Origin of the sequence: Streptomyces sp. NPDC048277 (genome assembly GCF_040652235.1) — a bacterium.
Classification (GTDB): domain Bacteria; phylum Actinomycetota; class Actinomycetes; order Streptomycetales; family Streptomycetaceae; genus Streptomyces.
The window spans coordinates 457958-472074 of the sequence record NZ_JBEZLQ010000001.1; the positions used below are offsets into that span (position 1 = coordinate 457958).

Here is a 14117-nt window from a genome sequence, read left to right on the forward strand (position 1 = left end):
CTTCCGTGGTCGGTCGGTTGGCGGTCGGCTGTCGGTCGGCTGTCGGTCGGCCGGCGGTCAGCTGACGATGGGCGAGGCGATGACGACGGTGACGTCCGCCGGTTCGGTCTCGGTGCGGTAGAGGTGGGGCGCGTCTCCGGCGAAGGCGAGCAGGTCGCCCGCCCCCAGCAGACGCGGGGCGTCGGAGGGGCCGGCGGTCAGCCGGCCCGCGGCGACGAGCAGGTGCTCCACGGTGCCGGTGGCGTGCGGCACGCCCGCCAGTTCGGTGTGGGCGGGCATCCGCAGCCGCCAGATCTCCAGACTGTGGCCGCTGCTGATCCGGCGGAGCAGCTCCCGGCCGACCTCGTCCTCGGGGAGGTCGGTACCGGCCAGGAACACCGGGCCGGGGTCGGTGTCACGGGTCAGCAGGTCGGTCAGCGGGATCCTGAGCGCGATCGCGAGCGCGTCGAGCGTCTCGATCGTCGGGTTGCCCCGGCCGGCCTCCAGCTGCGACAGCGTCGCCTTGCTCAGACCGGCGCGCCGGGCCAGCTCCGACCCGCTCATCCCGCGCTGTTCACGGCGCCGGCGGATCTGCGCTCCCACCGCGGCGGCGGTGCTGCTCGTCGACTGTCCGGGCGGCGGCGTCATCGGCGCGGCCCGTGCGCGGCGGAGTACGACACCCGGATGCGGCCCCGCTTCACCTTCAGCGACAGCTCCACGTCAATGAGGTCGCCGAGGCCGCGCACATGGGTGCCGCCGCAGGGGGCCGAGTGCAGGGCGCCCAGGGACACCACGCGCCTCCCCTGCCCGTCCACCGCGGCGGTCACCGGCAGGTCCTCGGCGACGGCCGCGTCGACCGCCTTGCGCAGCTCGGCGAGCACCTCCTCCCGGCCCTCGGGCTCGGCCGGCCGGGGGTCCGGCCGCGGCGCGGTGAACTCGATGCGCGCCTGGCCGGGGAAGTGGATGTTCGCGGCCAGCTCCCACCCCTGGGCACGGCCCGCCGACTCGATCAGATGCCCGGCCGTGTGCAGCGCAGCATGCGCCAGCCGCGTCTCCAGATCGATCCGCGCCCGCACCGGCTGCCCGTCGGCGAACCCGGGCCACCCGCCCTCCTCGCCGGCGGCCACGACCACGACGAGCCCCGACGACTCGTCCCGGACGGGGACGACCTCGACGTCGTCCAGCCACCCGCGGTCGGCGGGCTGCCCACCGCCCTGCGGATGGAAGAGACAGTGCTCCACGGCGGCCCAGGACCGCCCCTCCCGTTCGCCCACGGCGATCACCCGGGTATCGGCCTGCTCCGCGTAGGTGTCCTTTAGATAGGTCCTGACCTGCATCACACACTCCATACGACTAAACGATACGTTCACTATAACGAACGCTTCGGCCGACGGCGAGTGCGTCCGCGCCCCGCCCCGCAGCCTCGGAACTACGACGACACGGGCTCCGTCACGTCGCCACGGGCGTCGAACCGCCCCCGGGCGGCCAGGATCTGCTCCGTGTGCAGGTAGGACCACTCGGCGAGGGCGTTGGTCAACCTCGCGATGTCCGCGCCGAGTTCGGTGAGCGCGTACTCGACCCGGGGCGGCACCGTGGGATACACGGCCCGGGTGACGAGACCGTCGCGCTCCAGGGCGCGCAGGGTCTGGGTGAGCATCTTCTGGGTGATGCCGTCCAGCAGACGGCGCAGCTCGCTGAAACGCATCGGCCCGTCGCTGCGCTGGAGGGCGCCGAGCACATACAGCACCCACTTGCTGGCGAGCACCTCGACGACCGTACGGGTGGGGCAGTCGCGCATCTGGGCGGCGAACCACTCGGCGTCCGTGAGCCCGTCCGCCCGCTCATTGGTATCCATGAGGAACCTGGGTACCAAAAAGGTGCCTACTTCACAACGGATACCGACTGGCAGAGGATCGACACGTGGCCACGAACCGATACCAAGACCACAAGGAAGAAGCACCATGCCCATCGACCAAGACGACAGGACCGCGATCTCCGACGTCCTGACCCGGTACACGACCGCGATCGACCTCAGGGACTGGACGCTGTACCGCACCTGCTTCACCGACGACGTCACGGCCGACTTCCCCACCGGCTCCTGGACGAACCGGGAGGACCTCGCGACCTTCATGGACGAATGGCACGCGGACCTGGGCCTGACCGTGCACCACGTCAGCAACGTCGTCGTCACCGTCGACGGCGACACGGCCACCGCCCGCTCCCACGGCAACGCCGTCCTCCAGACCGACCGGGCGCACCCCGAGAAGTTCCTGGAGCTCCACGGCTTCTACGACGACACCCTGGTACGCACCCCGGACGGCTGGCGGATCTCCCACCGCACCGCGAAGGTCGTGTCGGCGGTGACCCAGGAGTCGTCCCAGCCGGCACTCGTCTCGGCGCCGTAGACCCGGAGCGGAACGGCGTCCGGCCGATCTCCCCGGCCGGACGCCGCCGACCGCCGACGCGGACGGGGCGGAACCGCGCGGATGGCCGTGTGGATGGCCGTGTGGGTCGGGCGGGAGGCGATCTCCAGGCAGTTGTTCCCGGCGCGGGCGCGCGGGCGGCGCGCCGTCGGTCGGGTGAACGGACGTCAGCCCGGCTTGCGGGCCAGTACGAATGCGCGGGGCCACTTCTCCGGGCCCAGTGGTTCCCGGATCAGGGTTGCCGCCACCTCCATGCCCGCCTTCACGAGCATGTCGCTCACCGCGTACGCCGGGCGCCAGTGGTAGTGGAGGTCGATCTCGTGGCCGAAGCGTTCCGTGACATGGAGGCCGGACTGTTCGCCCTTCTGGAAGGCGAGGAGGACGTGGCCGCCGGGGACCAGGACGCGGTGGAAGCCGGCGAAGGTCGCCGGGAGGTGGGTGTCGGGGATGTGGATGATCGAGTAGAGGGCGAGGATGCCGCCCAGGGTCTCGTCGGGGAGGTCAAGGGACGTCATCGAGCCCCGGTGGAAGCGCAGGCCGGGGTGGCTCTCGCGGGCCAGGGCGACCATGGCGGGGGAGAGGTCGATACCGAAGGCGGGGACCCCCAGGTCGTTCAGGTGGGCGGTGATGTGGCCGGGGCCGCTGCCCAGGTCGGCCACGGGGGCGGTGCCGTTCGCCTTCACCAGCTCGGCGAAGGCACCGATCAGGGACATGTCCACAGGTCGGTCGGGAAGTCCGGGGAATTCGGCGGAGTAGTCCTTGGCGATCGTGTCGTAGGACGTACGGGTGGTTTCTATGAAGTCGGTCGTCTCCGAGTCCGTCACGGTCGCGCACGCTACCGGGCCTGTGAGCCGCGTGTGGGGAAGTCGCCGTTCCGGCACGGTCCCGTTTCGGTACGTGGACAGGACCGGCGTGATCGTCGAGAGGCGTGGTATGCGTGGAAGAGGAAACATAGGTGTTACCCAGCCACGTCCGAGGTCATGCTTCCGCGGTCAGATTTTCTTCCCCTAACGGGCTGAACTTTTGTTGATCTCGGGTCAGTTGACCGTCCGGGCGTCCTACCCTTCAGAGGGTGAACCAATTGATGTCCCTAGAGTCCGAGGCCGACCTCCCCGGGGATGTGCTCCCCGGCGTGCTCAGCGAGGAGCTGCACGCCGAACTCGTGGCCTTCCGCCGCGACTTGCACATGCACCCCGAGCTCGGCAACCAGGAGTTCCGCACCACGGCCGCGATCAAGGAACGGCTGGAGAAGGCCGGGCTGCGGCCGCGGGTCCTCGCGCTGGGGACCGGACTCATCTGTGACATCGGGCCGGTGGGGGACGGGCTGCCCATGCTCGCCCTGCGGGCCGACATCGACGGGCTGCCCATCCCGGACACCAAGACCGAGTGCGCCTACCGGTCGACCGTGCCGGACCGGGCGCATGCCTGCGGGCACGACGTGCACACGGCCGTGGTGCTCGGTGCCGGGCTGGTTCTCGCCGAGCTGCACGAGCGGGGGCTGCTGCCCCGGCCCGTGCGGCTGCTCTTCCAGCCCGCCGAGGAGGTGCTGCCCGGTGGTGCCGCCGACGCCATCGAGTGCGGGGTCCTCGACGGGGTGGGGCGGATCATCGCCGTGCACTGCGACCCCAAGGTGGACGCGGGCCGGATCGGCCTGCGCACCGGGGCCATCACCAGCGCCTGCGACCGGATCGAGGTGGCCCTCGACGGGCCCGGCGGGCACACCGCCCGGCCGCATCTGACCACCGACCTGGTCACCGCCGCCGCCCGCGTCGCCGTCGACGTGCCCGCGATCATCGGGCGGCGCGTGGACAGCCGTAGCGGACTCGCCGTGACCTGGGGGCGGATCGAGTCCGGTCACGCGCCGAACGTGATCCCGCAGCACGCCGAGCTGTCCGGGACCGTGCGCTGCCTGGACCTGGAGGCCTGGCGGCAGGCGCCGGACGTGGTGCACGCGGCGATCGACGAGGTCGCGACCCTGCACCGGGCCAAGTCCGAGATCACCTACGTGCGCGGGGTGCCGCCCGTCGTCAACGACCCGGTGATCACCGAGCTGCTGCGGGACGCGATGACCGCCCGGCGCGGTGCCGACTCCATCGAGGGCACCGAGCAGAGCCTCGGCGGCGAGGACTTCTCCTGGTACCTGGAGCAGGTGCCGGGCGCGCTGGCGCGGCTCGGCGTGCGGCCCCCCGGGGAGCGGACGGTGCGGGACCTCCACCAGGGCGACTTCGACGCCGACGAGCGGGCGATCACCGTGGGCGTGGAGCTGTTCACGGCCGCCGCCCTCATCGACGCGACCCGGTAGTCGTACCAGCGGGAGTCGTATCAGACGACTGGAGAAACGGTCAGCTTGCCGTGGGTTCGCCGCAGGGGGCGAAGGGGTGCCCGATGGGTCCCTCTTCGCCCCCTTGTGTCACCCCGCTGTAACCGGCGATCTCTCCTTGTAACCCGGAGTCGGCACGGTTCGATAACGGCCCGGAGAAACCCCGTTCCCCTCCGCTTCTACGCGCGTTACTGTGCGCCGAAATCGCCACCGCGGGTGGCCGGTTGGGGAAGCGGGCCGGTGACGGTGCCGTGGGGACGAAGGGGTACGTGCTGTGCGTTCTGTCTCTCGGAGGACGAGGTTCTCCCAAACTGCGGTGACCGTCGCCGTCATCGCCCTCGCGGCCGCAGGGTGCGGTAAGTCCAGCCAGGACACCGGTGCCACCAGCACCAACTCGTCCGGCAAGTACAACGGCAAGGGCATCGGCCTCGCCTACGACATCGGCGGCAAGGGCGACCAGTCCTTCAACGACGCCGCCTACGCCGGCTTCCAGAAGGCCGAGAAGGAGTTCGGCATCAGCGGCCGGGACATCGAGCCGCAGGACGGCGAGTCCGACGCCGACAAGGTGCAGCGCCTCGACACGCTGGCCAGGGCCGGCTACAACCCGATCATCGGGGTCGGCTACTCCTACGCGCCCGCGGTCAAGGAGGTCGCGGCCAAGTACCCCAAGATCACCTTCGGCATCATCGACGACAACGAGGTGACGGCCAAGAACGTCGTCGACATGGTCTTCGCCGCGGAGCAGTCCTCGTACCTCGCCGGTGTGGCCGCGGCGTCCGCCACCAAGAAGGACCACATCGGCTTCATCGGCGGCGTCGACGTACCGCTCATCCGCACCTTCGAGGCGGGCTTCGACCAGGGCGCCAAGTCGGTCAACCCGAAGATCAAGATCGAGTCGCAGTACCTGACCCAGACGGCCCAGGAGGGCGGCTTCTCCAGCCCCGACAAGGGCAAGGCCGCGGCGCAGGGCCAGATCGACGCCGGTGCAGACGTCATCTACCACGCGGCCGGTCTCTCGGGCCAGGGCGTGATCGAGGCCGCCGCCACCGCCAAGATCTGGGCGATCGGTGTCGACTCCGACCAGTACAGCCAGAGCGCGCTCGCCAAGTACAAGGACTACATCCTGGGCTCGGCCCTGAAGAACGTCGGCGGCGCCGTGTACGACCTCGTGAAGTCGGTCTACAACGGCAAGCCGGAGAGCGGTGTCGTCGAGGGCACCCTCAAGACCGGCGGCGTCGGCTTCGCCGACACCAACCCGAAGTACAAGGCCCTGACCAAGGTCGTCGACGCCGTCGACAAGGCCAAGCAGGACATCATCGACGGCAAGGTCACCGTCAACACCAAGTGATGCGACATATATGAGCGCCGGGTGACCGGCCGGCCCGGGTCGACGGCCGGCATCCACGTCCGTCCGGCTCCGTCGCAGTCCGTACGCCCCTTGCCTCCCGCAAGGGGCGTACTGCTGTCCCTGACGTGCTCCCTGGCCCGAAGTCCGGGGATCACGGTACGTGTCCCGTCGTGTCTCCCGTCGTGTCGGCGGCACTCCGGCGCCGGGCGCCGGAGCGGCTCACGCCTCGCCGGTCAGGCGGCGCACCTCGGTGACCAGGGTGGTGAGGGCCCGGCGTTCCGGCAGGGTGGTCTCGGGGTGCCAGAGGTCGACCAGGAGGCAGGCGCGGGGGCGGGTGCCGTGGTTCCACGCCTCGTGCTCGAAGGAGTAGTCGAACAGCAGGCACTCGCCCTCCTTCCACTGCCGTGCCTCACCGGCCACGCTGATACCGCATCCCTCGGGGATGTCGATGGCGAGGTGGAGGTTGATGCTGAAGTTCCACAGGTCGCAGTGGGGTGCGATGGCCGCGCCCGGCAGCAGCGTGGAGAAGTGGCTCTCCAGAAGCGGGCAGATCTTCTCCGTCTCGACGGCCGTCTCCTGCAGGATCCGGAAGGCCGTCGGGACCAGCGGCCCGGACTCCGGGACCAGCCCGCCCGCCCGGTACAGGTAGAGCGCCTGCCAGTCCTCCTGCCGCACCAGGTAGTGCTCGTAGTCGGAGAAGCGGCTCCGGCGCTCGGCCCAGGCCGAGGCGAGCTCCTCCTTGATCGCGGCGTGCCCGGCCTCGAAAGCCCTCACGACGGGTGCGATCTCGGGGTGCCCGTACGGGTCGTGCCAGGGCCGCTGCGAGATGCCCGGCATGATCCACTTGGCCTTCTTCTGCAAGGGGTGCCGGCCGTCCGGGTCCGGGTCGAGCATCTGGGTGACCCGGTCGATCGACCCGGCGCCGTACTCGTCCCTGATCGCCGCGAAAGCAGCTTCGATCTCCGGTGTCATCCTGTCGCTTTCCTTCCCTGAAGCAGCCTGGTTGCCAGGGGCAGCGTCGCCAAAACGGACGGGCGCGGAAAGACGCGGATTTCCGGTACCGGGGTTTTGTGTCACGCGTTTTCCGCAGGCCGTTCTCGACGGTCAAGAGCCTGTTTTCCGTGACTTCCGCGCTCTCTTCCCGCCTTGCACAGTGGACGCCGACCGCGACGTCGCCCGTCGATCCGCCGAGTGAGATGAGACAACCGCATGTCTGCTGAGGAGCGCGACCGTCTACCTCTGACGTCCCCGCAGGCCGGCATCTGGGTTGCCCAGCAGCTCAATCCCGAGAGCTGCGACTACCACATTGCCGAATACCTGGAAATCCACGGCGCGATCGACCCCGGGATTTTCCGGAAAGCCCTGCGCATCATGATCGCCGAGACCGAATGCCTGCATGTGCGCTTCGAGGAGGAGGACGGCCGGGTCTGGCAGGTTCCGCAGCGGATGCCGCCGCTGGAACTGGAGGTGGTGGACGTCAGCGGCCGTCCCGATCCCAGGGCCGCGGCCGAGGAGCACATGCGGGCGGTGCTCGCCCGGCCCACCGACCTCGCCCGCGACCCGCTCGACCGGCATGTCCTCTTCCAGGCCGGACCCGAGCGCTTCTACTGGCTCCACGCGCCCCACCACATCGTCGTCGACGGCGTCACCGGCGCCATGATGATCCGCCGGGCCGCCGAGGTGTACACCGCGCTGGTGGACGGCACCCCGATCGCCCCCTACACCGGTGTCCCGTTGCGGCAGATCGTGGCCGAGGACCAGGCCTACCGCCGGTCGGAGCAGTTCACGCGGGACCGGGCCTACTGGCTGGAGCGGACGGCGGACCTGCCGGAGACCGTCGCCTTCGGCGGCCGGACCGGTGTGGCCCCCTCGGGCCGGGTGCTGCGCCGCAGGAGCGACCTCGGGCCGGAGACCGCCGAGGCGCTGCGGGCCGTCGCCCGGCGGGCCCGGACCCGGTGGACGGTCGTGGTGCTGGCCGCGGCCGCCGCCTATCTGCACCGGATCAGCGGAGCCGAGGACCTGGTCCTGGGCCTGCCGGTGACCGGCCGCACCACCCCCGCCGCCCGCAGCGGCCGCGGCATGTTCTCCAACATCCTTCCGCTGAGGCTCACGGTCACCTCCGCCACCACGGTCGACGACCTCGTACGCCAGACCTCCAGGGCCGTGCGCGAGGGGCTGCGCCACCAGCACTACCCCGTCGACGATCTGAAGCGGGACCTCGCCCTCGCCGAAAGCGGCCGCAAGCTGTGGGACGCCGCCGTCAACGTCATGTCGTTCGACTACGACGTGACCTTCGCGGGACTCCCCGCGACCGCCCACAACCTCAGCGTCGGACCGGTCGACTACCTCTCCACCAACGTCTACGAGCGCGGCGACGGCACCGTCGGCCTCCAGTTCGAGGTGGACGCCGCCCGCTGCGACCTCGACGAACTGGCCGCACACCAGGACCGTATCGCCGACTTCTTCGGGCGCTTCGCGCGGGCCGCCGAGGACACCACCGTCGGCGGGCTCGACCTCCTCTCCCCGGCCGACCTCCGGCTGCTCATGGAGTACGGCGACGGCGGCACCGCACCCGTCCCCGCCGGCCATGGCCTGCACCGGCTCTTCGAGGAGCAGGCCCGGCGCACCCCGGACGCGGTGGCCGTCGTCTGCGACGGCGAGCAGGTGACGTACCGCGAACTGAACGCGCGGTCCGAGGAGGTCGCCCGGCGGCTGCGGCCGCTCATCGGCCCGGACCGCCCGGTCGGCGTCTGCGTGGACCGTTCCCCGGGCATGGTCACCGCCGTGCTGGCGGTCCTCAAGGCGGGCGGCTGCTACGTCCCCCTCGACCCGGGACTGCCGCCGCGCCGCCTGGAGTACATCGTCCAGGACGCCGCGATCGACACCGTGGTGAGCCGACCGCAACTGGCCGACCGGCTGCCCGCCGCCGTCCGTACCGTGGTCCCGGTCGAGCCGTCGGAGCCGTCGGCGGAGAGCGGGACGGAAGCCGGGGATCTCACCCCGGCCGCCGGTGCCGTCGTCGACCCCGCCCGCGCCGCCTACATGCTCTACACCTCCGGCAGCACGGGACAGCCCAAGGGCGTGGTCGTCAGCCACGGCGCCGCCGTCGGCTTCACCCTGCAGAACCTCGCCGCCTGCCGCGTCGGCCCCGGTGCCCGCTTCCTCGGCTTCGCGGCGCTCACCTTCGACGTCTCCGTCCTGGAGATGTTCGGGGCGCTGCTCAGCGGCGGGACGCTGGTGCTGGCCACCGACGAGGAGCGGCTGGACATCGACGGGCTCCAGGCCCTGATGGCCGGTCAGGCGGTCACCATCGCCGACCTGCCCACCGCCCTGATGCCGCTGCTCGACCCCTCGGCCCTGCCCGCGCTCACCTTCGTCTCCACCGGCGGTGAGGCCCCGTCCGGCGACGTCGTGGACCGCTGGGCGGCCCCCGGGCGTGAGGTCTGGAACACCTACGGCCCCACCGAGACCACGGTCGTGGTGGCCATGCACCGCTGCACCGCACCCTCGCGGGGCGCGGCCCCGCCGATCGGGCGGCCCACGGTCAACCACCGGCTGTACGTGGTGGACGCCCAGCTGCGTCTGGTGCCGCCCGGGGTTCCGGGCGAACTGTGCGTCTCCGGCGACGGACTGGCACGCGGTTACCTCGGCCGCTCCGCCCTGACGGCCGACCGGTTCGTCCCCGACCCCTGGTCCGCCGCCCCCGGTACGCGGATGTACCGCACCGGCGACCTGGTCCGCTGGAACGACCAGGGAGAGCTGGAGTTCCTCGGCCGGATCGACCAGCAAGTGAAGATCAACGGTCACCGGATCGAACTGGGCGAGATCGAGGCCGAGTTGATCCGGCACCCGGCTGTCGCGCAGGCGGCCGTCCTGGTCCAGGAGCTGCCGACCGGAGGCAAGCGGCTGGTCGCCCATGTGGTCGGCGCCGACGGCGCGGAACCCGTACCCGCCACCCTGCAGGCCCACCTCACCGAGGCGCTGCCCCGCTACATGGTCCCGCACAGCTACGTGGTCCGGGCGAGCCTGCCGCTGACCACCAGCGGAAAGCTGGACCGCAAGGCCCTCGCCGCGGAACTCACCATGCCGCCCGAGCCGACCGACGACAGGGCCTCGGCACCGAGCTCCGCCGGTCCGGCTTCCGCCGTGGAGGAGGTGCTGCGCGGTCTGTTCGCGCAGGTGTTGGGGCGGGAGTCGGTGGGTGCTGGTGAGGCGTTTTTCGAGTTGGGTGGTGACAGTATCTCGGCGCTGACTCTGGTGAGTCGGGCGCGGGCGGCCGGGGTGGCGATGACGTTGCGCGATGTGTTCGCCCACCGCACCCCGGCGGCGCTGGCCCGTAAAGCCGCCGAAGCAGCGGCTGCTCCCGCCGGTCCGGCTTCCGCCGTGGAGGAGGTGCTGCGCGGTCTGTTCGCGCAGGTGTTGGGGCGGGAGTCGGTGGGTGCTGGTGAGGCGTTTTTCGAGTTGGGTGGTGACAGTATCTCGGCGCTGACTCTGGTGAGTCGGGCGCGGGCGGCCGGGCTGGCGATGACGTTGCGCGATGTGTTCGCCCACCGCACCCCGGCGGCGCTGGCCCGCAACACCGCCGAGGCGGCGGCACCGGCCGACGAGGCGGATCCCGCCACCGACGCGGCCCCCGACGTTCCCCTCACCCCGATCATGCACTGGCTGCTGGCCACCCCCTCACCCGTGGACCGCTTCAGCCAGTCGGTGCTCGTGCAGACCCCCGCCGACGCCGACCCGGACCGCCTGACGGCCGCCCTGCAAGCACTCGTCGACCACCACGAGATGCTGCGCCTGCGCACCGCGACGACCGCGGACGCCCGCCCCGCCTGCCGCATCCAGCCCCGGGTACCGGTGGCGGCCCATCTCACCCGCGTCGACCTGGCCGGCCTCGATGAAGAAGCCCGCCGCGCGGCCGTGGCGGAGGAGACCGAGGCCGCGCCCGGACGGCTGGATCCCGCGGCCGGAACGGTGCTGCAGGCCGTCTGGTTCGACCTCGGCCGTGACCGGCCGGGCCGGCTTCTGCTCTGCCTGCACCACCTGGTCGTCGACGGTGTCTCCTGGCGTGTGCTGCTGGCGGATCTGGCGGAGGCCTGGGCGGCGGTGTCCGCCGGCGTGCCGGTCCGGCTCCAGCCGGTCGGGACCTCCTTCCCCGCCTGGGCCCGGCGCCTGTCCGCACTGGCCCTCGACCCGGCCACCACCGCACAGCTTCCGCTCTGGCGCGACATCCTCGCCCCTGCCGACGCCACCCCCGCCCCGCTGACCGACCGGGTGCCCGATTCCGCACGCGACACCGCGGCCACCACCCGCACCCTGACCGTCACCCTTCCCGACGAGGTCGTCCAACCGCTCCTGACCACCACCCCCACGACCCTGCGCACCGGCCCCGACGGGCTGATGCTCGCGGCCCTGGCTCTGGCCGCGCACCGCGGGCGGCAGCGCTCCGACGGCCCGGCGGCCGAGATCGCCTCCCTCCTGGTGGACCTGGAGGGCCACGGCCGCGACGCCGACCCGGCCGGCAGCCTCGACCTCTCCCGCACCGTCGGCTGGTTCACCACCCAGTACCCGGCACGGCTCGACCTGCGGGGGCTCGACCTGACCGCGGCCTGGCGCGGCGGCCCCGCGCTGGCCGACCTCGCCCGCCGGGTACGGGACAACCTCGCGGCCCTGCCCGACGGCGCCGGCTACGGCCTGCTGCGCCACCTCAACCCGGCAGCCGGCACCGAACTGGCCCGACTGCCGCAGCCGCCCATCCTCTTCAACTACCTCGGCCGGTTCCCCGCCGCCGACGCCGGCCCGTGGCACCCGGCGCCCGGGGACGGCGCCCTCAGGGCCGACACCCCGCCGGACATGCCGGCCGAACACTGCCTGCAGATCGACGTCCTGGTGCGCGAGGAGTCCGGTGCCACCAAACTGACCGCGCAGTGGACCTGGCCGCAGGCGCTGCTCTCCGAGACGGAGGCCGCCGCCTTCGCCGACGACTGGGCCCAGGCCCTGAGGCTGCTCGCGGCCTGCTCCGCCGAGGCCGAGGCGCCCCGGCTCACCTCGGGCGACTGCCCCCTCGTGGGGCTGGACCAGATCGGGTTGGACCGGCTCGCGGACGCCCACCCCGGCCTGACCGACGTCCTCCCGCTCTCGCCGCTCCAGGAAGGCCTGTTCTTCCACGCCTCGTACGACGAGCAGACCGTCGACGCCTACACCGGGCAGCTCATCCTCGACCTGCGGGGCCCGCTGGACGTGCCGGCCCTCCGGGAGTCGCTGCGCACCCTGCTGCGACGCCACGACGCCCTGCGGGCGGGCTTCACCGACCACGGCCTGACCGAACCCGTCCAGGTCGTCCTCGCCGGGGCGGACACCCCCCTCGACGTCACGGACCTGTCCGGTCTCGGGGACGAGGAACGGCAGGAGGCTCTGGACCGCCTGCTCGGCGAGGACCGGGTGCGCCGCTTCGACCTCGCCCGGCCGCCACTGGTGCGCTTCACGCTCGTCCGGCTGGGGGAGACCGAACACCGCCTGGTGATGACCAACCATCACATCCTCTGGGACGGCTGGTCCGCCGCGGTCCTGCTGAAGGAACTCCTCGCCGCATACGCCTCCCGCGCCGGGCACACCCCGTGGACGCCGGAGCCGGCCGCGCCCTTCCGGTCGTACCTGGCCTGGCACGCCCGCCAGGACCGCGCCGCCGCGGCCGCCGCCTGGCAGCGGGCCCTGGACGGACTGGAGGAACCGACCCTCCTGGCGAGCACCGAACTCAACCGCGTCGGCGTCCTGCCCGAGCGCATCCCCGTCGAGCTGGACGCCGGCCTCACCGCGCGCCTCGCCGCCCGCGCCCGGTCCGCCGGAGTGACGCTGAGCAGCGTCGTCCAGGGCTGCTGGGCGATCCTGCTGGGCCGGTTCACCGGCCGCGACGACGTGGTGTTCGGCGGGACGGTCTCCGGGCGCACGCCCGACCTCCCGGGGATCGAGAGCATGGTCGGCCTGCTGATCAACACGCTCCCGGTGCGCTTCCGGATCAGGGAGCACGAACCGCTGATCGAGGCCCTGGCACGGTTCCAGGACGAGCAGACCCCGCTCCTCGACCACCAGCACCTCGGCCTGGCCGACATCCAGCGCCAGGCGGGACTGGGCACCCTCTTCGACACGGCCGTGGCTTTCGAGAACTACCCGGTCGACGAGGAGAGCCTCAGCAGCGCGGCCGCGGGGCTGACGCTCGCCGGCGTCCACGGCACGGACGCCACCCACTACACCGTCAACCTCGTCGTCCTGCCCGGCGAGCGGCTGTGCCTCAACCTGGACCACCGGCCCGACGTACTGGACACGTCCACCGCACAGGGCATGGCCGACGCGCTGAGGCGGCTGCTCACCGCGGCGGCCGAACAGCCCGGCCTCCCGGTCGGCGCGGTCGAGCTGCTGTCCGACGAGGAGCGCCACCGCATCCTGCGGGAGTGGAACGATACCGCCCACCCCGTTCCCGAGGGCACCCTGGTGGACCTCTTCGAGCGGCAGGCCGCCGGCAGTCCGCACCGGACCGCCACCGTCTTCGAGGAGGAGGCGCTCACCTACCGCGAGCTCGACGCCCGCGCCGACCGGCTCGCCGCGCGGCTGCGGGCCCGGGGCGCCGGCCCGGAGCAGATCGTGGCCGTGGCCCTGCACCGGTCCACCGAGATGGTGGTCGCGCTGCTGGCCGTCCTGAAGTCGGGCGCCGCCTATCTGCCGGTGGACCCCGGACTGCCCGCCGACCGCGTCGCCTACATGCTGGGCGACGCCGCCCCCGCCCTGCTGATCACCGAGGGCGCCACGGCCGCCGTACTCCCGGACGGACCGGCGGTCCCCCGCCTGCTGCTCGACGAGCCGGACTACGCGGACTACGCGGACGACGCGGATCGCGCGGACGACGCGGACGACGCGGGCCATGCGGATCACGCGGATCACGCGGATCACGCGGGCCATGCGGATCACGCGGGCCATGCGGATCACGCGGGCCATGCGGATCACGCGGGCCATGCGGATCACGCGGGCCATGCGGATCACGCGGGCCATGCGGATC

At 72.0% G+C, this 14117-nt stretch carries 9 protein-coding genes; 4 read left to right on the forward strand and 5 right to left on the reverse strand.

The window, feature by feature from the left end:
• Window positions 1-57: 57 nt before the first annotated feature.
• The 3 genes from AB0D85_RS02200 to AB0D85_RS02210 all read right to left on the reverse strand — a co-directional run bounded on the left by AB0D85_RS02200 (window position 58) and on the right by AB0D85_RS02210 (window position 1834).
• Window positions 58-627, reverse strand: a complete 570-nt coding sequence (locus tag AB0D85_RS02200; RefSeq protein ID WP_362312498.1) for an XRE family transcriptional regulator — start codon at window positions 625-627, stop codon at window positions 58-60.
• A complete protein-coding gene (locus AB0D85_RS02205) occupies window positions 624-1316 on the reverse strand; it encodes a metal-dependent hydrolase (RefSeq protein WP_362312500.1) in 693 nt (230 codons plus the stop codon). Before AB0D85_RS02205 ends, AB0D85_RS02200 begins: the two co-directional genes overlap by 4 nt.
• 92 nt (window positions 1317-1408) lie before the next feature.
• Window positions 1409-1834 carry a helix-turn-helix domain-containing protein gene (locus AB0D85_RS02210; protein ID WP_362312502.1) on the reverse strand — a complete coding sequence of 142 codons (426 nt, stop codon included), beginning with the start codon at window positions 1832-1834 and terminating at the stop codon, window positions 1409-1411.
• A 106-nt stretch (window positions 1835-1940) separates the two neighbouring features.
• Between AB0D85_RS02210 and AB0D85_RS02215 the strand changes: the two genes are divergently transcribed.
• Window positions 1941-2384, forward strand: coding sequence for a nuclear transport factor 2 family protein (locus tag AB0D85_RS02215; RefSeq protein ID WP_362312504.1), 444 nt, complete (start codon window positions 1941-1943; stop codon window positions 2382-2384).
• A 185-nt stretch (window positions 2385-2569) separates the two neighbouring features.
• Here the strand turns inward: AB0D85_RS02215 and AB0D85_RS02220 are convergent, their stop codons facing one another.
• The gene (locus tag AB0D85_RS02220; protein ID WP_362312506.1) at window positions 2570-3226 is read right to left on the reverse strand and encodes a class I SAM-dependent methyltransferase; all 657 of its coding nucleotides are present in this window, start codon (window positions 3224-3226) and stop codon (window positions 2570-2572) included.
• A 260-nt stretch (window positions 3227-3486) separates the two neighbouring features.
• Here AB0D85_RS02220 and AB0D85_RS02225 point away from each other — a divergent pair, with 260 nt between their 5' ends.
• A complete protein-coding gene (locus AB0D85_RS02225) occupies window positions 3487-4704 on the forward strand; it encodes a M20 family metallopeptidase (RefSeq protein ID WP_362312508.1) in 1218 nt (405 codons plus the stop codon).
• 334 nt (window positions 4705-5038) lie between these two features.
• A complete protein-coding gene (locus AB0D85_RS02230; RefSeq protein ID WP_362312510.1) occupies window positions 5039-6070 on the forward strand; it encodes a BMP family ABC transporter substrate-binding protein in 1032 nt (343 codons plus the stop codon).
• Between the two features lie 219 nt (window positions 6071-6289).
• Here the strand turns inward: AB0D85_RS02230 and AB0D85_RS02235 are convergent, their stop codons facing one another.
• Complete coding sequence (locus AB0D85_RS02235; protein ID WP_362312512.1) at window positions 6290-7042, reverse strand: aspartyl/asparaginyl beta-hydroxylase domain-containing protein; 753 nt, start codon at window positions 7040-7042, stop codon at window positions 6290-6292.
• A gap of 237 nt (window positions 7043-7279) precedes the next feature.
• On the opposite strand from AB0D85_RS02235, the gene AB0D85_RS02240 reads away from it, so the two are divergent.
• The coding region (locus AB0D85_RS02240; protein WP_362312514.1) for an amino acid adenylation domain-containing protein at window positions 7280-14117 on the forward strand (6838 nt) is incomplete at its 3' end.

Excerpts from the sequence above, each read along its gene's own strand:
- AB0D85_RS02210 (WP_362312502.1), bottom strand. The coding sequence starts at position 1,834 with ATGGATACCAATGAGCGGGCGGACGGGCTCACGGACGCCGAGTGGTTC.
- AB0D85_RS02235 (WP_362312512.1), bottom strand. The coding sequence starts at position 7,042 with ATGACACCGGAGATCGAAGCTGCTTTCGCGGCGATCAGGGACGAGTAC.
- AB0D85_RS02200 (WP_362312498.1), bottom strand. The coding sequence starts at position 627 with ATGACGCCGCCGCCCGGACAGTCGACGAGCAGCACCGCCGCCGCGGTG.
- AB0D85_RS02225 (WP_362312508.1), top strand. The coding sequence starts at position 3,487 with ATGTCCCTAGAGTCCGAGGCCGACCTCCCCGGGGATGTGCTCCCCGGC.
- AB0D85_RS02215 (WP_362312504.1), top strand. The coding sequence starts at position 1,941 with ATGCCCATCGACCAAGACGACAGGACCGCGATCTCCGACGTCCTGACC.
- AB0D85_RS02205 (WP_362312500.1), bottom strand. The coding sequence starts at position 1,316 with ATGCAGGTCAGGACCTATCTAAAGGACACCTACGCGGAGCAGGCCGAT.